The organism is Massilia phyllosphaerae, assembly GCF_034659755.1.
Taxonomy (GTDB): Bacteria; Pseudomonadota; Gammaproteobacteria; order Burkholderiales; family Burkholderiaceae_D; genus Telluria; species Telluria phyllosphaerae.
Genome location: NZ_JAXSQX010000002.1, coordinates 898076 through 922830 on the forward strand (window position 1 = coordinate 898076; position 24755 = coordinate 922830).

Consider the following 24755-nt stretch of genomic DNA (forward strand, 5'->3'; position numbering starts at 1 on the left):
GAGATTGCGTACGTATGAACGTCGCCCCTGCGAAGGCAGGGGCCCAAGTTGGAAGCGCTGTGGCGACGCGTGGAAATTGGGCCCCTGCCTGCGCAGGGGCGACGCCGGTCACGTTATCGACTACTTTCCTGCCAACTGCGCCTGGGTATAGAACCCATCCTTCACTAGCATGTCCACGTTCTGCTTGTTCAGCATCACCGGCTTGAGCAGCACCGTGTCCACGTTCTTGAACCCGTTGTTCATCTGCGCATTGAACGCCGGCTTCTGCCCGCGCACCAGCTGCACCGCCAGGTTGGCGGCATTGGTGGCGATCTCGCGCAGCGGCTTGTAGACGGTCATGGCCTGGGTGCCGGCCACCACGCGGCGCACGGCCGCAAGGTCGGCGTCCTGGCCCGAGACCACGGTCTTGCCGGCCAACTTCTGGGCGGCCAGCGCCTGGATCGCGCCGCCGGCGGTACCGTCGTTGGAAGCGACCACGGCGTCGATCTTGTTGCCGTTGGCGGTCAGCGCATTCTCGACGATAGCCATCGCCTCCGACGCGCTCCAGTCCTTGACCCACTGCTTGCCGACGATCTTGATGTCGCCCTTGTCGACCAGCGGCTGCAGCACCTTCAGCTGGCCTTCGCGCAGGATCTTCGCGTTGTTGTCGGTCGGGGCGCCGCCCAGCAGGTAATAATTGCCCTTCGGTTTGAGCGCCACCAGCGACTGCGCCTGCAGCTCGCCGACCGCGCGGTTGTCGAAGGAAATGTAGGCGTCGATGTCGGCGTTCAGCATCAGGCGGTCGTAGGACACGACCTTGATCTTGGCCTTCTTGGCTTCGCGGACGGCGTTGTTCAGCACCGTCGCGTTGTAGGGCACGATCACCAGCACGTCGACGCCGCGCGAGATCAGGTTCTCGATCTGGGCGATCTGGCGCTGCTCGCTGGCGTCGGCCGATTGCACGAACACCTTGGCGCCCAGCTTCTCGGCGGCGGCGTTGAAGTAGTCGCGGTCGCGCGCCCAGCGCTCGAGGCGCAGGTCGTCGATCGAGAAGCCGATCTTCGGATGCGCCGCGTCGGCGTGCGCCATGCCGGCTGCGCCGAGCATGGCGCACGCGAAGGTCACTGCCTGGATGATTTTTTTCATGTCCTGTCTCCTGTTACTTATATATGAGTGCTTAGTGGTTGTGACGCGGCATGTCGTCACGTACACCGCGGTATGCCAGCGCCAGCTCCATGCAGGCGCCGGTGTGCAGCTGGCCGACGGTCGCACGGTAGATCTGCTGCCACGGCGTCTGGTTCGGCGGGATCGCCGGCGGCGCGTCCTGGCGCCGTTGCTCCAGCTCTTCATCCGAGACCAGCACGTCGCAGCGGCCGGTATTCAGGTCGACCCGTACCACGTCGCCGGTGCGCAGCAGCGCCAGGTTGCCGCCGGCCGCGCTTTCCGGCGAGGCGTTCAGGATCGACGGGCTGGCCGAGGTGCCGGACTGGCGGCCGTCGCCCAGCGTCGGCAGCGCCGTGATGCCCTGCTTGATCAGCGCATCGGGCGGTTGCATGTTGACCACCTCGGCCGATCCCGGCCAGCCCACCGGGCCGGCGCCACGGATCACCAGCATGGTGTGGGCGTCGATACCCAGCGACGGGTCGTTGATGCGGTGGTGGTAATCGTCGGAACCGTCGAACACCACGACCTTGCATTCGAAGCGGTTCTCCTTGCCGGGTTCCGACAGATAGCGCTCGCGGAAGGCATCCGAGATCACGCTGGTCTTCATGATGGCGAAGTCGAACAGGTTGCCCTTCAGGACCATGAAACCGGCGTGCTGCTTGAGCGGCTGGTCGAACGGCCAGATCATCTCGCGGTCGCGGGTTTCGCGGCCGACCAGGTTCTCGGCCATGGTGCTGCCGGTGACGGTCGGGCGTTTTGAGCGCAGCAGGCCCTTCTGCTCGAGTTCCCACATGATGGCCGGCGTGCCGCCGGCGCGGTGGAAGCGCTCGCCCAGGTATTTGCCGGCCGGCTGCATGTTGAGCAGCAGCGGCACGTCGTAGCCGTAGTCCATCCAGTCCGATTCCAGGATCTCGACGCCGGCGTGGCGCGCCATCGCCACGATGTGCGGCTGGGCGTTGCTGGAACCGCCGATGGCGGCGTTGACCACGATGGCGTCGAGGAAGGCGTCGCGCGTCAGGATGGTCGACGGACGCAGGTCCTCGTGCGCCATGGCGACGATGCGGCGGCCGGTGTCGTAGGCCATCTGGCCGCGCTCGCGGTAAGGCGCCGGAATCGCCGAGCAGCCGGTGAGCGACATGCCGAGCGCTTCGGCGACCGCGTTCATGGTCGAAGCGGTGCCCATGGTGTTGCAGTGGCCGGCCGAGGGTGCCGACGCGGTGGCGATGTCGATGAATTTCTTGTCGTCGATCTCGCCCGCGGCGAGGCGCTGGCGGCCCTTCCAGATGGCGGTGCCGGAGCCCACCAGTTCGCCCTCGAACCAGCCGTCCAGCATCGGCCCGCCGGACAGCACGATGGCCGGGATGTCGACCGTCGCCGCCGCCATCAGCTGGGCCGGGGTGGTCTTGTCGCAGCCGGTGGTCAGCACCACGGCGTCGATCGGATAGCCGTGCAGGATCTCGACCAGGCCGAGATAGGCCAGGTTGCGGTCCAGCGCCGCGGTCGGGCGGCGGCAGTTCTCGAAGATCGGGTGCAGCGGGAATTCCATCGGGATGCCGCCGGCGTCGCGAATGCCGTCGCGCACGCGCTTGGCCAGGTCCAGGTGGATCCGGTTGCAGGGCGCGATGTCGCTGCCGCTCTGGGCGATGCCGATGATCGGCTTGCCCGAGCGCAGTTCGTCGGGGGTGATCCCGTAGTTCATGAAGCGCTCCAGGTAGAGCGCGGTCATGTCGATGCGTTCGGGATTGTCGAACCAGTCCTGGGAACGGAACCGGCGCGGGGTATTCTTTTCTTGACTCATGCTTTCATTCCTCGTTGCGCAACTGCAGTTTCAACGCATGCTGCGGCAGTCCCGGCGTCTCCGCACGGAACGTGAACAGGCCGCCGGCCTGCGGTTGCTCGGCCAGCTCCTGGTCGGAGAGGCCCTTGCGCGCCGTGGTGGCGTACACGGTGCGCAGGTCGTCGCCGCCGAAGGCGAGCTTGGTGACGTTGGCGCACGGGAAGCGGACTTCGCCGAGCTTGGCGCCGGCGGCGTCGAAACGGTCGATGCGCCAGCCGCCGAAGGTCGCGACCCACAGGTGGCCGGCGGCGTCGACCGCCATCCCGTCCGGATAGCCGCCATCTAGAATCTCGACGAACACGCGCTTGTTGGCCAGGCTGCCGTCCTGGGCGCGGTCGAAGGCGTACACGCGCTTCTGTAGCGTGTCGGTGTGGTACAGCGTGGCGCCGTCCGGGCTGAGCGCGGGACCGTTGGTGATCACGTAGCCGTCGTCCATGCGCGCGATGTGCTTGCCGTCGAAGCGGTACAGCGCGCCGGTCGGTTCCTCCTCGCCGTCGTGCATCGAGCCGAACCAGAGCGCGCCGGCGGCGTCGACATGGCCGTCGTTGAAGCGGTTGCCGGTCTCGTCGGCTTCCACCTTCGCCAGCGGGATGAAGTCGCCGGTGCTGTCGTCGAAGCGGTACAAACCATCCTCGAGCGAGCACACCATGCTGCCGTCGGCGGCCGGCACGATGAAGCTGACCTGGCCCGGAGCGTCCCAGCTGCGCCGGCCGGTGCCGTCATGCTCGCAGCGGTGGATGCGGCGGCCCTTGATGTCGACGAACCAGACGCGCTTGGCGGCGGCATCCCACAGGACGCCCTCGCCGAGCGTGGCGCCCACGTCCCACAGGCAGGAGAGTAAGTTGCCGTTCATGCGCCGTAGAATCCCGCGTCGACGAAGTATTCGCGTCCGCTGCAATGGCGCGCATTGTCCGAGGCCAGGAACAGGGCCAGCGCGGCCACGTCCTGCATCTCGACGCGTTCGGGCAGGCACTGGCCGGCCAAAATGCGCGCTTCTTCTTCCGGGTTGTGCCACAGCGCCTGCTGGCGCGGCGTGCGCACCGCGCCCGGGATGATGGTGTTGGCGCGGATGCCGTAGTGGCCGGCGTCGCGCGCCAGCGCCCGCGTCATGCCCTCGATGCCGGCCTTGGCCGTCATGTACAGGTGCAGGTGGGTGTGCGGCAGGTGCCACGAGATCGAACCGAAGTTCAGGATCGCGCCCCGGCCCCGCTCCTTCATCCCGGCCAGCACGGCCTGGGTGCAGAAGAACATGTGGCGCAGGTTGACGTTCATGCGGCTGTCCCAGTACGCCGGCGTCACGTCCTCGATGTCGTGGCGGTCGTCGTTGGCGGCGTTGTTGAGCAGGATGTCGACGCCGCCGAGTTCCTCATGGATGCGTGCGAACACGCTCTGCAGCTCGTCGATGTTGGTCAGGTCGCACTTGATGAAGGTCGGCGCGGCCGCGGCGCCACTGAGGGCGCTTTCCAGTGCGCGCGAGGCTTCCTCGGCGATGTCGAGGAATACCACGCGGGCGCCCTGCCCGGCGAACGCCGTGGTCAGTTCGGCGCCGATGCCGCTGCCGCCGCCGGTGATGACCACGCGCTTGCCCTTCAGGTCCGGGAAGGTGGCGTAGACGAAATCTTGTTGGGTAAGGTCAGACATTCAATTCTCTTGATGGATGCCGCGCTGCGCGAGGCTCTTGTACAGGGCGCGCACGCCGAAAGTCCAGGGCTCGATCTCGTCGCTGCGCTGAACGGTATTGACCAGGGTGCCGAGCGTCGGCGTCGAGATGCTGACGCGGTCGCCGGCGTGGTGGGTGAAGCCGCCGCCCGCCGCATGGCGGTCCTTGATGGGCGAGAACATCGTCCCCAGGAACAGCATGAAGCCGTCCGGATACTGGTGATGGGCGCCGCAGGTCTGGGCCACCAGGTCGAGCGGGTCGCGGCTGATCTCGCGCATCTGGCTGGTGCCTTCGAGCGTGAAGCCGTCATCGACGCCTTCGATCAGCATGCGCACTTCCGCCTGGCGCAGCGTGTCCATGGTAAAGCCGTTGTCGAACAGGCGGATGAAGGGGCCGATCGCGCACGAGCCGTTGTTGTCCTTGGCCTTGCCCAGCAGGAGCGCGCTGCGGCCTTCGATGTCGCGCAGGTTGACGTCGTTGCCGAGGGTGGCGCCGAGCACGGTGCCGCGGCTGTTCACCGCCAGCACGATCTCCGGCTCCGGGTTGTTCCAGTTCGAGACCGGGTGCAGGCCGACGTCGAAGCCATGGCCGACCGCCGACATCGGCTGCGACTTGGTGAAGACTTCGGCGTAGGGGCCGATGCCGACTTCCATGTACTGCGACCACAGGCCGCGCTCGATCAGTTCGTCCTTCAGGCGCAGCGCCTCGTCCGAGCCCGGCTTCATGTCGCGCAGGTTGGTGCCGATCGACGCCTGCAGGGTCTGGCGCAGCTCGTCGGCGCGCGCCGGATCGCCCTTGGCCTGCTCTTCGATCACGCGTTCCAGCAGGCTGACCGCGAAGGTCACGCCAGCGGCCTTGATCGATTGCAGGTCGCACGGCGCCAGCAGGCGCAGCGCGCCCGGGCCCGGATTCTTTTCGGAAGCGGCCACCAGCTCGGCGACGTCGCCGAGGTCGTCGCCTTGGGCAGTGCGGGCGATCGCGACGGCATCGTCGCGCTCGAACAGGTCGGATACGGTCGGCGCGTGGCGCGTGATGTCGATCACGCGGCCGCCGCGCACCGCCACCACGGCCGGGCCATTGACTGGGGCTGGGCGCCAGACGCGGCCGACCAGCAGCGCGTTGGCGACGTCCTCGGGTAATGCTTTGGTCTGCTGTACTGTCATGTTGTCCTCGCTTGCAGGATCACGCCACGGTCAGGGTCGTCTTTTTCAGGTCGACGCTGTTCGGTCCGGCGAAAATGGTGAAGGTGCCCGGCTCCACGACGCGCTTCATGTCGGCGTTGTAGAACCACAGGTCGGTCGGTTTGATGTCGAAGGTCACGGTGCGGGTCTCGCCCGGCTCCAGCGTCACGCGCTGGAAGCCTTTCAGTTCCAGCAGCGGGCGTGTGACGGAGCTGACGTCGTCGCGGATGTACAGCTGCACGACTTCGTCGCCGCGGCGGTTGCCGACGTTGCGCACCTGGACCGAGGCCCGGGTGCTGCCGCCCGTGCCGATGCGCGCCGACTGCAGGACCGGCGCCGAGATCTCGAAACGGGTGTACGACAGGCCGAAACCGAACGGGAACAGCGGCGTGGTCGTGTTGTCGATGTAGCCACGGCGGCTGCTCGGCTTGCGGTTGTAGTACATCGGCAGCTGGCCCACGTCGCGTGCGATCGTCACCGGCAGCTTGCCGCCCGGGTTGGCGCGGCCGAACAGCAGGTCGGCCACCGCGTGACCGGTCTCCTGGCCCAGGTACCAGCATTCGAGCAGCGCATCGGCGCGTTCGGCCAGCAGGGTGGCCGACAGCGGACGGCCGTTCAGCAGCAGCACCACGGTCGGCTTGTTCAGCGCGAAGATGGCGCGCGCCAGGTCGTTCTGCTGGCCCATCAAGTCGAGGCCGGTGCGGTCGCCCAGGTGGTTGTCGGCCCAGGCTTCGCGTGCGGTCTGCTCGTTGTCGCCCAGGACCATGACGATGGTGTCAGCCGACTTGGCGGCTTCGACCGCCTCCGCGATCAGGCGCGCATTGACTTCCGGCTTGGTGAAGACGATCTCGTCCTTGCCCCAGACGTGGCCTTCAGTCAGGCGCACGCCTTCCGAGTAGGCCAGGCTGAAGCCCTGGGCCTGCGCTTCCTTCTGTAGGCCTTCGTAAACCGAGACCACGTGGCGCGGCACGTCGGAGTAACCGCCGATCGGCGTGTCCTTGGCGTGGGTGCCGAGCAGCAGCATCTTGCCGACCTTGCCCGCCTGCAGCGGCAGCAGGTTCTTGTCGTTCTTCAGCAGCACGGCGCTGCGGCGCGCCGCTTCCAGCGCCAGCGCGATCGCGTCCGGCGCCGCGGTGCGGGCGTCGGCCTGGGCCACGTCGGCGTACGGGTTCTCGAACAGGCCGGCTTGGAATTTCAGCTTCAGGATGCGCCGCACTGCGGCGTCGATCTCGGCGGTCGAGAGCTTGCCCTCGCGGACCAGTTCGGCCAGCTTGACGTAGCCGAGCGGATCCGGCGTCTCGATGTCGACGCCGGCCTTGACCGCGCGCAGCGCCGCTTCCTTCGGGTTGGCGGCCAGGCTGTGGCGCGTCACCAGCTCGTTGACCGCCATGTAGTCGGACACGGTCACGCCCTTGAATCCCCACTCCTTGCGCAGGACGTCGGTCAGCAGCCAGCGGTTGGCGTGCGAGGGGATGCCGTCGATCTCGTTATACGAGGGCATGACGGCGGCGATCTTGGTTTCGCGGATCAGCTTTTCGAAGGGCGGGAAGAAATCCTCGCGCAGGGTGCGCTCGCCGACGTTGGCCGGGCCGATATTGGTGCCGCTTTCCGGCTGGCCGTGGCCGGTCATGTGCTTCAGGGTGGCGTAGACCTTGTCCTGCGCCAGCGGCAGCGTGTTGCCGGAAAAGCCGAGCACCGCCGCCTTGCCCATCGCGCCGCACAGGTGCGGGTCTTCGCCATAGGTCTCCTCGATGCGGCCCCAGCGCGGCTCGCGCGCCACGTCGACCACCGGCGCTAGCGCCAGGTTGGCACCGCGGGCACGCATCTCGCGCGCCGCCATGCTGAAGATCTTTTCGACCATCGCCGGGTCGAAGCTCGAGGCCAGGCCGATCGCCTGCGGGAAGCTGGTCGCCTCGCGCGCCACGTAGCCGTGCAGCGCTTCCTCGTGCATCAGCACCGGGATGCCGAGGCGGGTGCCTTCCACCGCCCACTTCTGGACGGCGTTGACGTATTCGGCGGTTTCGCGCGGACCGCGGTGGGCGGTCTCGCCGGCGTCGCCGGCCACGCTGGCGGCAGCGCCCAGCTGGCGGTCGGAGGGACGCGCGAACATGCCCATGCCATGCGGGTGGGCGGAACGTGCCTTGTCGGGGTTGAAGCTGGTGTCAGCGTTTTGCAGCGCGGCCTTCTGCTGCCAGATGCACTGCATTTGCGCGATCTTTTCTTCGATCGTCATGCGCTTGAGCAGGTCTTCGACCCGCGCATCGACCGGTGCGCCGGCCTGCTTGTACAGCATTGCGCCGTTCTTGGCAGCTGCACCCTGCGCCATTACGGCGCCGGGCAGTACGGCCAGACCGGCCACGCCACCTACCGACGCCAGGAATTCCCTGCGTTTGATACCCATCGATCTCGTCTCCACTGCTTATCGTTATGGTCCGTCCGGCGTGCGCCGGCGGTGTCTCCAACTGCCTGTTTCGTGTGACTCTGGGAGCGGTAGAACATTCTTGTAACAGTGATGTTACCGCAATCATTCCAGTCTAAACGGCAAAATCGATCCATGTCAATGAATTATTGGCGCAAATGGCAGCGTTGGACAGGCGATGCCATAGGCGTGGCGCAGCACGGCACGGCGCGATGACAGGGAGGGATGCGGATGGGGTGAAAAGGGGATGTTAGCGCGACCAGCGAGTGGGGCCGCGCGGCTTGAAACAGCAGGGAAAGCACGGCGGTGCGCTTTCCGGTCCATGGCCTCGTTTAGTTGGCGGCGTGGACTTGCTTGGCAGGGGTCGGCTTGGCCGCCTTGACAACCGGCTTGACCGACGGCAGGCGCGCCGGCGGGCGGATGCGCGGCGCGGCGTCGGACTGGCGCCGTACCAGTTCGAAGTCCATGCGCACGCGCTCCGGTTCGACCGTCTCGCCTTCGCGCAGCGCCCGCACCTGGCGCACCAGCGCCTGCACGGCCTCGCGCGCCATCTCGGCGATCGGCTGGCGTACGGTGGTCAGTTCCGGCCAGATGGTGGTGGCCAGCGCGGTATCGTCGAAGCCGGTAACGGTGAGGTCGCCCGGCACGTCGAGGCCGAGGCGGTGCGCAACCGCGACCGCGGCGGCGGCCATGTCGTCGTTGCTGGCGAAGATCGCGGTCGGACGCTCGTCCAGTGCCAGCAGGTGCTCGGCCGCGTCCAGGCCGGAGCGGTAGGTGAACATGCCCTGCACTACCAGCTCCTCCGATTTGTCGGCGCCCTTCTCTTCGATGGCGGCGCGGTAGCCGGCAAGGCGGCGCGCGCTGGCGGTCTGGTTGGGGTGGCCGACCACGAAGCCGATGCGCTGGTGGCCGAGTGCCATCAGGTGGCGCGTCATGTGGTAGGCGGCGTCGTAGTCGTCCACGCTGACCGCGCCGACGCGTTCGTCCGGCAGGCCGCAGGCTACCGCCACGGCGGGAATGCCGGCCGCCGCCACGCCGGCGATGATGGCTTCGCTGTCGCCGAGCGGCGGCGGCAGGATGATGCCGTCGAGGCCGTTTTCGATCAGGTGGCGCGTCTGCGCTTCCTCGTGCTGGCCGGCCTCGCATTTTTCGACGAACAGCTGGACGTTGTTCAGGCCCGACTGGCTGAGCAGGCCGACCAGGAATTCGCTGAGGTAGCCGGCACTCGGATTGCTGTACAAGAAGCCGACGCGGATCGGCTTGGAGCCGGCCAGGTTGCGTGCTTCCTGGTTAGGGGTGTAGTTCAGGGCGGCGACGGCCTCCGCGACCTTGCGCCGCGTACTCTCGCGCACCAGGCCCTTGCCGTTCATGACGCGCGACACCGTCATGGCCGAGACGCCGGCCAGCTTGGCGACGTCGGCCATGGTGGGCTGGCCGCGGCGCTCGACGTCCTGTTCGACCTGTTCGTGGATCGCCCTGGCACCGTTGCCGGCAGCCGGCCTGGCCTCGATTTTGACTTTAGTCATGTCTGGCACACCCCTGTCACATCCTGTTGTTTGCGCTATCTTAGCACAGTAACATCCGCCTACGCGATAGGCTCCGAGGAGGACAAAACGCCCGAAAAGCCTGCGAAATCGATTTCAAAGCCATAAAGTTTGCGCTAACATCCAAGAGTCGGCTAAGCTTCAGGCAAACAATCGCTTTTCAAAACAATAAACGGAGACACATAGTGCAGCGCTTTGTCATGCGGCGTGCCGCCGCCCTTTCGTCCAGCCTCTACAGGCTGCTGCTGGCCTGCCTTTGCCTGAGCCTCTGCCTTGACGCGGCCGCCGCCCGGCCGGCCGACGAAGACGGCTACCGCCTGTGGCTGCGCTATGCCACCCTGCCCGCTGCCCAACGCGCGCAGGTGCCGGCCGGCCGCACCGCCAGCCTGGCACCCGACAGCCCGACCGTGTGTGCGGCCCGCGCCGAACTCCAGCGCGGGCTGGACGGCCTGCTCGGTCGCCCGTCCGGCCCGGCCGACGATAATACCGTCACCGACGGCGGCATCGTGCTGGCGCGCGCCGCCGACCTGCCGGCCGACGCCGCCGTCCAGCCGCGCCTGCGCGTGCTGGGCAGCGAGGGTTACCTGGTCGAGCGTACCCGCCTGCGCGGCCAGGAGGTCACCCTGGTCGCGGCCAACACCGACGTCGGCCTCCTGTACGGCAGCTTCGCCTGGCTGCGCGCACTGCAGACCGGCACGGCGCTGCCGCAGGCCTCGAGCCCGGCGCTGGCGCGGCGCCTGCTCGACCATTGGGATAACCTCGACCGCACCGTGGAGCGCGGCTACGCCGGCGAATCGATCTGGAACTGGTGGGAACTGCCGGGCATCGTCGACCCGCGCTACACCGACTACGCGCGCGCCAACGCCTCGCTCGGCATCAACGGCGCGGTATTGAACAACGTGAACGCCAAGGCCGAGGTGCTGGGCGCACCCTTCATCGCCAAGGCCGCCGCCGTGGCCGCCGTGCTGCGTCCCTACGGCATCCGGGTCTACCTGTCGGTGCGCTGGTCGACGCCGCTGGAACTGAAGCAGACCCGCAGCGCCGATCCGCTCGATCCCGAAGTCGCCGCCTGGTGGCGCAGCAAGGCGGACGAGATCTACCGCACGATTCCGGATTTCGGCGGCTTCCTGGTCAAGGCCAACTCCGAAGGCCAACCGGGTCCGCAGGATTACGGCCGCAACCACGCCGATGGCGCCAACATGCTGGCGCGCGCGCTGGCGCCGCACGGCGGCGTCGTGATGTGGCGTGCCTTCGTGTACAACCCGGCTTCGCATCCTATTAAGGCCGTCGACAAGAACAGCGACCGCGCCGCCCAGGCTTACGACCAGTTCAAGCCGCTCGACGGCAAGTTCGACGCCAACGTCATCGTGCAGGTGAAGAACGGCCCGATCGACTTCCAGCCGCGCGAACCGGTGCATCCGCTGTTCGGCGCCATGCCGGCGACGCCGCTGATGATGGAATTCCAGATCACCAAGGAGTACCTCGGCTTCGCCACCCACCTGGCGTACCTCGGTCCGCTGTTCCAGGAAGCGCTGCGCTTCGATACGCGCGCCGGCGGACACGCGGTGACGGTGGCGCAGGCGCTGGAAGGCAAGCAGGCCGGCAAGGTCGGCGGTATCGCCGGCGTTGCCAACATCGGCAGCAGCCGCACCTGGTCCGGTTCCGACTTCGACCAGGCCAACTGGTACGCCTTCGGCCGCATGGCCTGGGACCCGACGCTGGACGCCGGCGCCGTCGCACGCGAATGGGCGCAGCAGACCTGGTCGCAGGACGTGCGCGTGACCGCACCGGTGGTGGACCTGATGATGCGCTCGCGCGAAGCCGTGGTCGACTACATGACGCCGCTCGGCCTGCACCACATGATGGGCACCGGCCACCACCACGGTCCGGCGCCCTGGGTCGACAACCTCGAACGCCCGGACTGGAATCCGGTCTACTACCACCGCGCCGCGCGCGACGGCATCGGCTTCGCACGCGGCGCCGTCGGCAGCAATGCCCTGGCCCAGTATGCACCCGAAGTGGCGCGCCGCTTTGCCGATCCGGCCACCACGCCGCCCGCATTCCTGCTGTGGTTCCACCACCTGCCTTGGACCTACAGGATGCCTTCCGGACGCAGCCTGTGGGACGAACTGGTCGCGCACTACGACCGCGGCGTCGCCGAGGCGGCGGCGATGCAGGCCGAATGGGAGCGCGTGCGGCCACTGGTCGACGCGCGCCGCGGCGCCGACGTCGCCCAGCGCCTGGCGCGCCAGCGTGAGGAAGCGCAATGGTGGCGTGACGCCTGCCTGGCTTATTTCCAGCAGGTGAACGGCCTGCCGCTGCCGCCGGGGTCGCGCCCGCCGGCACATCCGCTCGAGGACTACCGTGCGCTGGCGTTCCCGTATGCGCCCGGCCACGGCTGACGATTTTTTTCACCACAACCACAACCACAACCACACTATATAGAGAGACAAGCACGATGACGACCCGACGCACTATGCTCGGCGCCCTGGCCGGCGCCACCCTGCTTCCCGCCGCCGCCTTTGCCCAGACGCCCACATCCGCAAGCGCCGGCGGCGGCGAAGCCCTGAAGGACATCGCGAAAGCCAAAGGCCTGCGCTTCGGCACCGCCATCAGCGCCGGCCACAACCAGTTCGGCAATGCCGCCTACCGCGCGCTGGTCGAACGCGAATGCGGCATCATCGTGGCCGAGAACGAAATGAAATGGCAGGCGCTGGAACCGCGCCGCGACGTCAACAACTTCGGCCCGGCCGACGCGCTGCTGGGCTGGGCGCGCGACAAGGGCATGGAGATGCGCGGCCACAACCTGTTCTGGCAAGCCGAGAAATGGCTACCGGCCTGGGTCGCGAAAGAGGACTTCGGCAGCCAGCCGAAAGGAGGCGCCGAGCGCCTGATGCGCAAGCACGTCCAGACCGTGTGCCAGCACTTCGGTGGCGCGATCAAGAGCTGGGACGTGGTCAACGAAGCGATCGATCCGGCCGACGGCAAGCAGCGCCAGAACGCGCTGACCCGCGCCTTCGGCGGCGCCAACAGCGGCCCCCTCGACCAGATCGACCTGGCGTTCCGCCTCGCCCACGAATACGCGCCGCATGCGCAGCTGGTCTACAACGACTACATGCGCGGCGATACCGGCAGCGCGAAGCACCGCGCCGGCGTGCTCGCCATGCTGGCCGAGCTGAAGAAGCGCGGCACGCCGATCCACGCGCTCGGCCTGCAGAGCCACATCGGCTCCTGGGACGAAAGCGCCGACCGCGGCAAGGCCGACCTGCTCGAATGGCGCCGTTTCCTCGACCAGGTAACGGGCATGGGCTACGATCTCCTGATCACGGAGTTCGACGTCAACGACCGCCGCCTGCCGGCCGACATCGCCAAGCGCGACGCCGGCGTGGCCGCCGCCGCCCGCGACTACCTCGACCTGACCCTGTCCTATCCGGGCCTGCGCGACTTCCTGTTGTGGGGCATGGCCGACAATATCAGCTGGCTGCAGACCTGGGACGAAGCGCCGCGCACGGACAAGCTGCCGATGCGCCCGCTGCCCTACGATGGCGAGCTGCGTGCCAAGCCGCTGCGCGCGGCGATCGCGGATGCGATGCGGGCGATGCCGGCGCGCAGCGGCGCCCGCGCCTGACCCTGGCAGGCAGGCCGCAGTCTCGGCAGCCTGCCTGATCCCTTCTGGCTGCCGTCCTCACGGGCGGCGCAGGCTCTCCGGCGGTCCCAGGTAACTCGGCTGCAGGCCTCCCGCATCGATCACCAGCCGCTGCAGCACCAGGCCCGAGTCCAGCGCCCAGAACTTCAGCGTGTGCCGCCCCGGCCGCGCGATCTCGTGCTCGGACAGCAGGCGCGCCGCGCCGTCCGAGACGATCTTTTCCCAGTACCGTTCCGACGCATCCGCATGCACATTCACGATGCGTGGCGGCTCGTCGTCGAACGACACCGCATAACGGAAGCCCTCACCCGGACGGAACTTCAGCGTCGGCGCCAGCGTCGCCTGCACCTTGACCTTGCCCGGTTCGAACAGCGTGACGTCGTACTCGAGGCGCATGCCGTCCTGCAGCGTGGCCGCGGGGGCCTCGGCCGGCAGCGTCGTCATGCCGGACAGCGTGAGGCCGTGCCCCGGCACGCGCAGCCATTCGCGCCCGGCCGGCGCCACGGCGCGCGCATGGTGCTCGGCCTCGATCGCGACCACGCCGCCGCTCTCGACAAAGCCGGTGGCGTCGCCTGCCGCTGCGCGCGCATCGGCATGGCGCAGCGGCAGGATGACGGTCGCCGACTGGCCATCGGCGGCGGCCACCGTCACCAGCGCCTGCGTGGTTCCAGCCGGCACCCGCATCCAGTCGACGCCGACTTCAACGCGCGCGGACTGCTCGACGGTGCCGCCGGCCTGGCTCAGCTTCACCCAGGGCTGGTCGGCACTGACCGTAAAGCGCAACGGCGCGCTGCCCCGATTGAACAGTTCTAGATAGGGTAACGTCTGCGCGAACGGATCCAGCGCCGGCAGACGCAGCGCACTGGCCGCCGGCCACGCCGCCGCGCTGCCCTCGACCGCCACGCCCAGCGCCGGCTGTGCCGCCGACGCCGGCACACTCTCGCGCACCGCCGGCATGATGTTGGTCGCAGGGTCCTTCCAGCTGGTATAGCCGATGTGGGTCTGCGACATCATGTGGTTCCACTTGCCGCCCGCGACGTCCTGCTGGTACCGGCGCGCCAGCTCGGCGTCGCGCGCGAACAGGTCGCGGGCGCGCGCCGCCAATGCATTGGTGTCCGCGCGGCCCTGGTCGGCGTGCAGTCGGTTCAGCTGCACCGTCGCATACAGTTCGTTCAGGTTGGCCGAGGCTTCCACCGGGTACTGCACAAGCTGGTAGAAGGCGTCGCGCTTCTCGGCCGGCAGTGCGGCTGCCAGCTTGCGCGCGCGCCCGGCCAGCGCGTTCCAGTCGGCCACCACGCGCTCGGATTCCCGATAGTGCAGCGCGCTGAAGGTCTCCGGCGCCAGCTGCTCGGGCCTGCGGCGGCCGTTGAAGCGGGCGTAGTCCTCGACCAGCGCGGCGATCTCGCCGGCGTGCTCGGCGCCGAACTCGCGCGTGGCCCAGAGCGTCAGGTAGTCGGGCAGGCGCGCGGCCGGCCAGGCGGCTGGGTTCCAGGCGTAGTTCAGGAAGAATTCGGTCGGCACTTCCATCGGCTTCAGGTCGCCGACGTTGACGATCCACAGGCGGTCGGCGCCGTAGCGCCAGGCCTGGTGCATCTGCTCCCACACCTTCGGCAGCGGCGTTACGTTGATCCATTTATACGAGCGCGGACCGCCGACGTAGTCGAAGTGGTAGTAGATGCCGGCGCCGCCGGTGCGTTTGCGCTCCTCCGGGGTCGGCAGGCGCCGGATATTGCCCCAGTTGTCGTCGCACCAGAGCAGGGTCACGTCGTCTGGCACGCGCATGCCTTTTTCGTAGTAATCCTGGACTTCCTTGTACAGGGCCCACAGCTGCGGCGTTTCCGCCAGCGGCTTCCCGGTCTGCTGCCGGATCAGCGCGCGCTGGTCGCCGACGATCTTCTGCAGCAGTGCCACGTTGGATTCCTCGGACATCGGCTCGTCGCCGTCGCCGCGCATGCCGAGCGTGATCACCTTGTCGAAGCCGGCGCTGCGCTCCAGCCCTTTCTGCCAGAAGTCGCGCAGCACGCTCTCGTTGCGCTTGTAGTCCCACGGCCCCTTGCCGTATTTCGCCCATTCGGCGTGGGCACGCATCATCGGTTCGTGGTGCGAGGTGCCGATCACGATGCCCATGTCGTCGGCCAGGCGGCCGTTGTCCGCGTCGTCGTCGTAGAAAGCGTTGCCCCACATCGCCGGCCAGATGTAGTTGGCGCGCATGCGCAGCAGCAGTTCGAAGACTTTTTCGTAGAAGCGGTGGTTGAAGCCGCCGAACTTTTCCTTGGCCCAGCCGGACAGCGCCGGCGCCTCGTCGTTCAGGAAGATGCCGCGGTAGCGCACCACCGGCGCATCCTGGACCCGGGTGCCGTCCGGGATCACGAGCGTGGGGTGGCGCTGCACCGGCACGTCGGCCCACCAGTGCCAGGGCGAGACCCCGATCTGTTCGGACACCGTGTACAGGCCAAAGATGGTGCCGCGCTTGTCGCTGCCGGCGATCACCAGTGCCCGCGCCACGCCCGGCATCGGGTTGCGCACGGTCTGGATCAGGTAGCCTTCCCATTTGCCGCGCAGCGTCCTGGTGTCGAGGCGGCCTTCGCGCGCGAGGCGGTCGACCAGGGTGCTCTTGCCGAGCGTGCCGACGATCACCAGGTCACCGGCATCCTTGCGCGCCGAAGCCGCCTGCAGCAATGCCGGCCGCGTGCCGCCGACCCGGGCGATATCGGCCTGCAGGTCGGCCGCGGCGCGGCGCACGCCCGGGAACTCGTCCGGGTCCAGCAGCAGGCGCGCCGGCGCGCGGCCGCCCGCCAGCGCCACGCCGGCCTGGCCGCTGTCGAAGCGCACGAACTGGCGCTCGCCCAGCGCCCACGCCGGCTGCATGACGCCGAGGCTGCCGGCAGCGAATACGGCCAGGGTGGCCGCCAGCGAGGCGCGCTTGCGCAGGCCTGCGATCCATGGTTGTCTCATCTCGTCTCCGTGCCCTCTGCGGGGCATCGAGGGGCTGACAAAGCCTTCATGGCTGCGTTGCATCGTCTCGCCGTACTAGCGTACCGTCTTCGACGATGCTCCTTGCCCTGAAGGCTTTCTCAGCCCCCCGTGTTTATATCAGTAGCGGGCGTAACGGCAGGACTGCAGCTGGGCCAGCGGCACCGCGTCCGCCATCGCCTTGTAGCCGGCCATGTTCGGATGCAGTCCATCGTTGTCGTAGGTTTTCAGCAGCGCGTCCGGGCGTGCCGGGTCGCGCAGCGCGGCGTCGAAATCGACCACGCCGTCGAACACGCCGTCGAACACGCCGGACTCGCGGATCCAGCGGTTGTAGGCCAGCCGGTCCCCCTCGTTGTCCGGTCCCGGCTTGTAATAGCCGCTGGCGCCGTAGGGCGAGATGGTCGCCCCGATCACGCACACGCCGGCAAGATGGGCGCGTGCCACCAGCTGGCGGTGGGCCTGCATCATGTCGTCGAGCAGGCGTGCGCGCGCCGCCGCGCTGTCCTCGTTGTTGCGGTGCTGGGTGCCGAAGTCGTTCACCCCGATCATCACGATCGCATGGCTGACGCCGGGCCGGGCCAGCACGTCGCGTTCGAAGCGCGCCACCAGGTTGGGTCCGAGACCGTCGCGCAGCAGGCGGCCGCCGCCGATGCCGGCATTGATCACGCCCAGGTCGGTGACGCCGGCCGCGCGCAGGCGCGTGGCGAGATGGTCGGTCCAGCGGCCGTAGGTATCCGGCTCGACGCCGTAGCCGTCGGTGATCGAGTCGCCGATCGCCACCACCGCGTGCGTGGGCGCCGCCGCCAGCACCTCGACACCGCTCAACTGGTACCAGCGCGTGACCTTGGTGGGATCGATGTCGGCACCGCTCCAGGCGGCGTCCAGCACGCGGTTGCCGCGCGCGAGGTAGCTGGTGGCGCGCGCCCCCGGATGGCCGGTCTGGCGCGCCGGCGCCGCGGCGAAATGCAGCGACACCGCCAGGTCGGCGCCGGCCGTGTGCACCAGCTCGACCGGATCGCTCAGGTAATCGGCGCCGGCCGGGATCGTGACCGCGGTGCTGCCGCCGAAGCGCAGCGGCTGCAGGGCGCTGGCCCCGGCCTGGCCCGGCCCCGTGGACAGGCCGATGCTGGCCGCGTCGATCGCCAGCGCGTCGGTACCGAAGGCATTGCTCAGGCGAACCCGCAACTGGCGCCCCTTGATCGACACCCGTACCACCTGGCGCAGCGTGGCGTCGCGCAGCTGCTCGGGCGCCAGGGCATTCTGGCCTTCGGGGACCATCTGGGCGGTGCCCCAGGCCGCGACCCAGTGCTCGCCGCGCGCGGCGCCGTCAAGGTGAGAGGCGCCGGGCACAGTACAGCCGGCAAGCAGCGCCGCCAGAACAGCGGCGGCCAGGCAAGATTGACGCGACATCGGATTTCCTTCACACTGGAATTAATGTTTGCGCAATCATTGTAGATGAGATAACAGTCATGGGCAACGTAAAACAATGTCCGGACAATAAGGAGACGCCATGACCCCGATCCAGCGCGCTACGACGCCGGTCGTCACCGCCATGCAGGTGATCCCGGTGGCCGGCCACGACAGCATGCTGCTCAACCTGTGCGGCGCGCATGCGCCCTGGTTCACCCGTATCCTGGTGCTGCTGAAGGACAGCGACGGCCGCACCGGCATCGGCGAAGTGCCGGGGTCGAACGGTATCCTGCAGGCGCTGCAACGGCTGCAGCCGCTGGTGATCGGGACCGAGATCGCGCGCCACAATCGCACGCTCGGCGCACTGCGCGCCGCCATCGCCGGCAGCAGCCACCAGGTGACGTCGAGCGCCGAAGCGGCGGTGATGCTGCAGCCGCACGAGATCAACCTGCGCCTGGAAAACGTAATCACCGCGGTCGAAGCGGCACTGCTCGACCTGTTCGGCCAGTTCCTCGGCGTGCCGGTGTGCGAGCTACTCGGCGCCGGCCGCCAGCGCGATGCCGTGCCGATGCTCGCCTACCTGTTCTACATCGGCGACCGTAGGCGCACCGACCTGCCCTACCTGGGCGGCGGCGACGCCCACGACTGGTACCGCCTGCGCGCCGAGGAAGCCCTGACGCCGGAGGCGATCGCCGACCTGGCCGCGGCCAGCGTCGACAAATACGGCTTTAGGGACTTCAAGCTGAAAGGTGGCGTGATGCGCCCCGAAGACGAGATCGCAGCCGTGACGGCCATCAAGCGCCGCTTTCCGGACGCGCGCGCCACGCTCGACCCGAACGGCGCCTGGTCGCTCGACGAGGCGATCCGCGCCTGCCGCGGCCAGGGCCACATCCTGGCGTATGCCGAAGATCCCTGCGGTCCGGAGGGCGGCTATTCGGGCCGCGAGATCATGGCCGAGTTCAAGCGCGCCACCGGCATCCCGACCGCCACCAACATGGTCGCCACCGACTGGCGCCAGATGGCCCATTCGCACCTGCTGGGCGCGGTCGACATCCCGCTGGCCGACCCGCATTTCTGGACCATGCAGGGGTCGGTGCGCCTGGCGCAGCTGTGCCACGACTGGGGATTGACCTGGGGTTCGCACTCGAACAACCACTTCGACGTGTCGCTGGCGATGTTCACCCACGTCGCCGCGGCGGCACCGGGCACCATCACCGCGATCGACACCCACTGGATCTGGCAGGAAGGCCAGGAACGCCTGACCAAGGAACCGCTGCAGATCGCCGGTGGACAGGTCAAGGTGCCGGATGCGCCGGGGCTGGGCATCGAACCGGACATGGAGCGCATCCTGCAGGCGCACGAGCTGTATAAACGGGTGGCCGGCGGCGCCCGTGACGATGCGCTGGCGATGCGCTACCTGGTGCCCGGGTGGCGCTACGATCCGAAGCGGCCGAGTTACGCGCGTTAACTGCTGAAAATGCACGTCGCCCCTGCGAAAGCAGGGGCGACGTTTACTAGGCTCGGGCCAGAATTAAAGGACGATCTCTTACTGCTTGAGAATGGTCCGCAGCGTCCGCGACAAATCCTCCGCCGAGAACTTGGCCACATACGCATCCGCCCGCACCTTGCGCACGTGCTCTTCGTTCGTGTTCCCCGACAGCGACGAGTGGATCACCACCGGCAGGTTGCCGAAGCGCGAGCTCGACTTGATGTTGCGGGTCAGCGTGAAGCCGTCCATTTCCGGCATCTCGAGGTCGGTCAGCACCAGCGCCACCTTGTCGTAGACGCTCTTGCCTTCGGCTTCGGCGCTGCCGGCGATGGTGTTAAGCTGGTCCCAGGCTTCCTTGCCGCTCTTGGCCATGAAGAACGGCAGGCCCATCGCGTCCAGGCCCTGTTCGATCAGGGCGCGCGCGACCACCGAGTCGTCGGCGGCCAGAATGATGGTGCCCGGCTTGAGCTGCATCTTGGCGCCCACCGCATGTTCCATGTTTTCCGGGGCGTCGTCCGGGTTCATGTTGCGCAGGATGGTCTCGACGTCCAGCACCTGGGCCAGACGCGGCGGATGGCCGTCCTGGGCTTCGAGGCGCGCGATGCTGGTCACCATGCCGCTGGCCGCGCTGCGCTCGGCCGACATCACCTGGCTCCAGTCCAGGCGCACGATCTCTTCCACGCTCTCGACCGCGAAGGCCTGGGTGGTGCGCGCGAATTCGGTCACGAGCATGATGTTCAGGCCCGTCACCGGCTTGACGCCGGCGATCGACGGCAGGTCCAGCACCTGGATGATCTGGCCGCGCAGGTTGACCACGCCCAGGACGTGCTCGGGCGCGCCCGCCACCTTGGTGATCGACGGCATCGCCACGATCTCGCGGATCTTGAATACGTTAATGCCGAACAGCTCGCTGTGCTCGCCCTGGTCGTCGCCGCCGAGGCGGAACAGCAGCAGCTCGAATTTGTTGGTGCCGGTAAGATTACTGCGCTCGTCGACTTCTTGCTGAACCGATTTCATGTCTCATCCCAAATGAATAATTCCTATTGGAAATCATTTTAGACAGAATTTGATGCATTCGGTAAATATAAAACTAAATTCAGCAAATTCCGACACGCCGCGTTGCAAAATAGCAGCGTAGGCCGGAACGCCACGGAAAATCAGCCCCCGATGGACAGGGCAAGCGTCTCCTTCACCTCCTCCATCACCACATAGCTCTTCGACTGGCCGGCGTCGGCCACGTGCAGGATCTGGCCAAGCAGCCGCCGGTATTCGGACATTTCCGCTATCCTGGCCTTGATCAGGTAATCGAAATCGCCCGACACCAGGTGGCATTCCATGACCTCGGGAATGGCCAGGATCGCGCGCCGGAAGCGCTCGAAGGCCTTTTCGGATTTCTGGTGCAGCGTGATCTCGACGAACACCAGCACCTGCATGCCCAGCGCCTGCGGATTCACGCGCGCGTGGTAGCCGGCGATCACGCCGTCGCGTTCCATGCGCTTGACCCGTTCGATGCACGGCGTCAGCGACAGCCCGACCCGCTCGGCCAGGTCCTTCATGACGATCCGCGCATCATCCTGCAGGATGGACAGGATGTGCAGGTCGATACGGTCCAGCACCCGGGTCGATTCTTTTTGTACGCGCATAAGGTTCAGATTAGAAACGATCACTAAATAATCATCGAAGAACGGAAACAAATCTTGCTCCCATCCAGCTAGGATAGCAATATTTCCCATTCTTGCACCATAAACAGAGAAAACTATGCGAGTAATCGTGCTTGGCAGCGGCGTGGTCGGCGTATCGACCGCCTATTACCTGGCGAAGGCCGGCCATGAAGTCACCGTGGTCGACCGCCAACCGGGTCCCGCCCTCGAGACCAGCTTTGCCAACGCCGGCCAGATTTCGCCCGGCTACGCATCGCCCTGGGCGGCCCCCGGCGTCCCGCTGAAAGCCTTCAAATGGCTGTTCCAGCGCCACGCCCCGCTGGCGATCCGCCCGGACGGCACCCTGTTCCAGCTCGAATGGATGTGGGAGATGTACCGCAATTGTTCGGCCGAGCGCTACGCCGTCAACAAGGAACGCATGGTGCGCCTCGCCGAATACAGCCGCGATTGCATGCGCGCGCTGCGCCAGGAAACCGGTATCCAATACGAAGGCCGCCAGCAAGGCACCCTGCAGCTGTTCCGCACCCAGGCCCAGTTCGACGGCGCCGCCAAGGACACCGAGGTGCTGCAGCAGGCCGGGGTGCCGTATGAAGTCCTGACCAGCGGCGAACTGGCCAGGGCCGAGCCGGCGCTGGCCGACGTGCGCGACAAGCTGGTCGGCGGCCTGCGCCTGCCCAACGACGAAACCGGCGACTGCCAGCTGTTCACCAGCCGCCTGGCCGTGATGGCCAAGGCGCTCGGCGTGCGCTTCGAATTCGATACCTCGATCGACGCCCTGGACATCGCCGGCGACCAGATCACCGGCGTGCGCACCTCCAAAGCTGGCGTCAAGCGCACCTTGAGCGCCGACCGCTACGTGCTGGCGCTGGGCAGCTACTCTCGCTTCCTGCTGGGCGACCAGTTCAAGGTGCCGGTGTACCCGCTGAAGGGCTATTCGCTGACGGTGCCGATCACCGACGGCAGCAAGGCACCCGTCTCGACCATCCTCGACGAAACCTACAAGATCGCGATCACCCGCTTCGACGACCGCATCCGCGTCGGCGGCATGGCGGAAATCGCCGGCTACAGCCAGGCGCTCAACCCGGCCCGCCGCGAGACCCTGGAACTGGTCGTGCGCGACTTGTTCCCGCAGGGCGGCGACATCGCCAAGGCCAGCTTCTGGACCGGCCTGCGCCCGATGACCCCGGACTCGACCCCGATCGTCGGCGCTACCCCGCTGCGCAACCTGTTCCTGAACACCGGCCACGGCACCCTCGGCTGGACCATGGCCTGCGGCTCGGCCAGCGTGATCGCCGACCTGGTATCGGGCCGCGCACCAGCCATCGATGCCGACGACCTGGCCGTGTTCCGCTACGCCGGCACCCGCGCCGCCCAGGAACGGTCGCAATTCGCCAAGGCGTGAGCATGGGGACCATGGACCCTCACCTGTCGCCGCCTGCAGCGCCGACCGTGCCGATCGAACGCGCCGGCGCCCGCCTGACGGTCGACCTCGACGCCATTCGCGCCAACTACCGCCTGCTGCGCGAGCGGGCCGGCCCCGCCGCCTGCGCCGGCGTGATGAAGGCCGACGCCTATGGCCTCGGCATGGCCATGGTGGCGCCGGCGCTGGTGCGCGAAGGCTGCCGCGTGTTCTTCACCGCCCACGTCGACGAAGGCATGCGCCTGCGCGCGCTGGTGCCGCCGGACGCCACGATCTACGTGCTGCACGGCCCGCCGCCAGGCGCCGCCCGCGCCTTCCTCGAGCACGACCTGGTGCCGGTGCTGAACGATCCGGCCCAGGTGGCAGACTGGCGTGCGGCTGCGCGCACGCTCGGGCGCGTGCTGCCGGCCGCGATCCAGTTCGACACCGGCATGTCGCGCATGGGCCTGGCGCCCGCCGACCTGCAGGCCCTGCTCGACGACCCGGGCCTACTGGACGGCATCCGCCTGGTGCTGGCGATGAGCCACCTGGCCTGCGCCGACGAAGCGGCGCACCCGCTGAACGCGCTGCAGTGCGAGCACTTCCGCGCCGGACTGGAAAGGCTGCGCGCCCGCTTCCCCGGCCTGCCCGGCAGCCTGGCCAATTCGTCCGGTATCTTTTTGGGCGGCGCTTTCCACCACCAGCTGGCCAGGCCGGGTGCGGCGCTGTACGGCATCAACCCGCAGCCTCGCGCCGCCAATCCGCTGCGCCAGCCGGTGGCGCTGGCGGCCAGCATCGTGCAGACGCGCACCGTGCAGGCCGGGGATATCGTCGGCTACGGCGCAAACTTCACGGCGTCCGGCCCGACCCGCATCGCCACCATCTCGATCGGCTATGCGGACGGCTGGCTGCGTTCGCTGTCAGGGCGCGGCCATGTGTTCATCGACGGCGCCCGCGTGCCGGTGGTTGGCAACGTGTCGATGGACAGCATCACGCTCGACGTCAGCGGCTTCCCGGAAGCGCGCGTCGCGCCGGGCCAGCTGGTAGAGCTGCTCGGCGCGCACCAGACCGTTGACGACGTGGCCCAGGAAGCCGGCACCATCGGCTACGAGGTGCTGACGCGGCTCGGCAGCCGCTTCCACCGCAGCTACCTCGGTTTGGCCTGACGCACATCCGGTACCGGCGGCAGCTCCGCGCCGGGCAATACGCGGCGCGGGCGCGAGGGCACGGTTTCGGCGGCGCTGCCGATGCCCGCCTGCACCGTCACCGGCATGCGCTGCACCCCATTGATGCCATTGCCCTGGATATTGAACTCGGCGCCGGGATCGAGCGGCTGCTGGTGCCCGGCCGTGTCGGTGGCGCGGCACACCAGCACATGGTCGCCAGGCGCTGCATTCCAGCCGAAGCGCCAGTGGACCCAGGCCCAGGGGTCGGGCGCCACCTGCGACAAGCTGGCGTCGGCCCAGCTGGAGCTGCCGTCGGTGCTGACCTGCACGCGCGCGATGCCGCCCGCTCCCGACCACGCCTTCCCTTCCAAAACCTGCGGGCCGGGCGCCAGGAACCGGTGGCGGCTCAGCATGTCCGGCAGCCCGGGCGGCGCGATCAGCGCATTGACCCGCTTGGCCCGGACCGGCGTGCCGGGGTCGTCGGGACTCTGGCGGTACATATAGACTTCGTGCTGCTGCATCCCCGCGAACGGCTCGCTCAGCACCGTGATCGCGCGGAGCCACTTGCCGCTGGCCATCCCGTACCACGACGGCACCACCAGCCGCAGCGGGAAGCCGTGTTCCGGCAGCAGCGGGCGCCCGTTCGCGGCCCAGGCCAGCATCACCTCGTCGCGCAGCGCCTCGGCCAGCGGCAGGCTGCGCTCGAACGCATGTTCGACGCCGAGGTCGACGCCGCTGTCCCAGCCGGTGAACAGCACTTCCACCGCATCGTCCGGCAAGCCGGCGCGCTCCAGCAGGGGCCGCAGCCGGGGGCCGGTCCATTGGTAGGTGCCCATGCATTCGTGGAACCAGGGAACGTAGACCGGGCGTGGCGCCAGCGTCGAGCGGCCGCTGCCTGCGCACTCCATCGTCACGGTTTGGGTCAGGACCGGCTGCTCCTGCAATTCGCGCAGGACGATCCGGAACGGCTGGCTGACGCGCCCGCCGACTGCCAGGCTGTAGCCCTCGGCCTGCAGCGCCGGGATATCGAAATGCACCAGTAAATAGTGGGAGCCGAGCGGCGTGAGGGCCTGGTGCAGGAATTCGGCGTGCATGCCGTGGTTGCGGAAAGCCAGTTCGGTTTCCGGGGTACTGAACACGTCGGCCACCGCTTGCGGTGACGGGCGCTCGACGGTCGGTCCCTCGGGGACGGTGGTGCAGCCGGATGTACCGGCATGGTCGGCCGGA

General features: G+C 67.9%; 17 protein-coding genes. 5 read left to right on the forward strand and 12 right to left on the reverse strand.

Features of this window, described 5'->3' with window-relative positions:
- Positions 1-120 precede the first annotated feature (120 nt).
- The 7 genes from xylF to U1H99_RS12120 all read right to left on the reverse strand — a co-directional run bounded on the left by xylF (position 121) and on the right by U1H99_RS12120 (position 9766).
- Entirely contained in the window at positions 121-1125 is a 1005-nt protein-coding gene (gene xylF, locus U1H99_RS12090) for a D-xylose ABC transporter substrate-binding protein (RefSeq protein WP_323141979.1), read from the reverse strand.
- Between the two features lie 31 nt (positions 1126-1156).
- On the reverse strand, positions 1157-2941 hold the full coding sequence (locus tag U1H99_RS12095) for an IlvD/Edd family dehydratase (RefSeq protein ID WP_323141980.1): 1785 nt from the start codon (positions 2939-2941) through the stop codon (positions 1157-1159).
- 4 nt (positions 2942-2945) lie between these two features.
- Positions 2946-3833 carry an SMP-30/gluconolactonase/LRE family protein gene (locus tag U1H99_RS12100; protein ID WP_323141981.1) on the reverse strand — a complete coding sequence of 296 codons (888 nt, stop codon included), beginning with the start codon at positions 3831-3833 and terminating at the stop codon, positions 2946-2948.
- The gene (gene xylB, locus U1H99_RS12105; RefSeq protein ID WP_323141982.1) at positions 3830-4621 is read right to left on the reverse strand and encodes a D-xylose 1-dehydrogenase; all 792 of its coding nucleotides are present in this window, start codon (positions 4619-4621) and stop codon (positions 3830-3832) included. Before xylB ends, U1H99_RS12100 begins: the two co-directional genes overlap by 4 nt.
- Positions 4622-5803: a fumarylacetoacetate hydrolase family protein gene (locus U1H99_RS12110; protein WP_323141983.1), complete on the reverse strand. Its 1182-nt coding sequence runs from the start codon at positions 5801-5803 to the stop codon at positions 4622-4624.
- Positions 5804-5822: 19 nt separating this feature from the next.
- Complete coding sequence (locus tag U1H99_RS12115; RefSeq protein ID WP_323141984.1) at positions 5823-8222, reverse strand: glycoside hydrolase family 3 N-terminal domain-containing protein; 2400 nt, start codon at positions 8220-8222, stop codon at positions 5823-5825.
- Positions 8223-8572: 350 nt separating this feature from the next.
- Positions 8573-9766, reverse strand: a complete 1194-nt coding sequence (locus U1H99_RS12120) for a LacI family DNA-binding transcriptional regulator (protein WP_323141985.1) — start codon at positions 9764-9766, stop codon at positions 8573-8575.
- A gap of 203 nt (positions 9767-9969) precedes the next feature.
- Here U1H99_RS12120 and U1H99_RS12125 point away from each other — a divergent pair, with 203 nt between their 5' ends.
- Positions 9970-12186 (forward strand): alpha-glucuronidase family glycosyl hydrolase, encoded by a 2217-nt coding sequence (locus tag U1H99_RS12125; protein WP_323141986.1) that lies wholly within the window; start codon positions 9970-9972, stop codon positions 12184-12186.
- 56 nt (positions 12187-12242) lie between these two features.
- Positions 12243-13412, forward strand: coding sequence for an endo-1,4-beta-xylanase (locus tag U1H99_RS12130; RefSeq protein ID WP_323141987.1), 1170 nt, complete (start codon positions 12243-12245; stop codon positions 13410-13412).
- A 57-nt stretch (positions 13413-13469) separates the two neighbouring features.
- Here the strand turns inward: U1H99_RS12130 and U1H99_RS12135 are convergent, their stop codons facing one another.
- Together U1H99_RS12135 and U1H99_RS12140 are read right to left on the reverse strand one after the other, a co-directional pair.
- Complete coding sequence (locus U1H99_RS12135; protein WP_323141988.1) at positions 13470-16385, reverse strand: glycosyl hydrolase 115 family protein; 2916 nt, start codon at positions 16383-16385, stop codon at positions 13470-13472.
- A 138-nt stretch (positions 16386-16523) separates the two neighbouring features.
- Positions 16524-17813, reverse strand: coding sequence for an SGNH/GDSL hydrolase family protein (locus U1H99_RS12140; RefSeq protein WP_323141989.1), 1290 nt, complete (start codon positions 17811-17813; stop codon positions 16524-16526).
- Positions 17814-17913: 100 nt separating this feature from the next.
- On the opposite strand from U1H99_RS12140, the gene U1H99_RS12145 reads away from it, so the two are divergent.
- Positions 17914-19281 (forward strand): enolase C-terminal domain-like protein, encoded by a 1368-nt coding sequence (locus tag U1H99_RS12145; protein WP_323141990.1) that lies wholly within the window; start codon positions 17914-17916, stop codon positions 19279-19281.
- A gap of 78 nt (positions 19282-19359) precedes the next feature.
- Here U1H99_RS12145 and U1H99_RS12150 read toward each other — a convergent pair whose 3' ends face one another.
- A complete protein-coding gene (locus tag U1H99_RS12150) occupies positions 19360-20319 on the reverse strand; it encodes a chemotaxis protein (RefSeq protein WP_323141991.1) in 960 nt (319 codons plus the stop codon).
- A gap of 140 nt (positions 20320-20459) precedes the next feature.
- Positions 20460-20945, reverse strand: a complete 486-nt coding sequence (locus U1H99_RS12155; RefSeq protein ID WP_323141992.1) for an Lrp/AsnC ligand binding domain-containing protein — start codon at positions 20943-20945, stop codon at positions 20460-20462.
- Between the two features lie 115 nt (positions 20946-21060).
- Between U1H99_RS12155 and U1H99_RS12160 the strand changes: the two genes are divergently transcribed.
- Positions 21061-22365: a D-amino acid dehydrogenase gene (locus U1H99_RS12160; protein WP_323141993.1), complete on the forward strand. Its 1305-nt coding sequence runs from the start codon at positions 21061-21063 to the stop codon at positions 22363-22365.
- Positions 22366-22376: 11 nt separating this feature from the next.
- Positions 22377-23528: an alanine racemase gene (gene alr, locus U1H99_RS12165; protein ID WP_323141994.1), complete on the forward strand. Its 1152-nt coding sequence runs from the start codon at positions 22377-22379 to the stop codon at positions 23526-23528.
- On the opposite strand, the gene U1H99_RS12170 is transcribed toward alr, so the two are convergent.
- Positions 23510-24667 (reverse strand): molybdopterin-dependent oxidoreductase, encoded by a 1158-nt coding sequence (locus U1H99_RS12170; protein WP_323141995.1) that lies wholly within the window; start codon positions 24665-24667, stop codon positions 23510-23512. The two genes, alr and U1H99_RS12170, sit on opposite strands and share 19 nt — an antisense overlap.
- Positions 24668-24755: the final 88 nt, after the last annotated feature.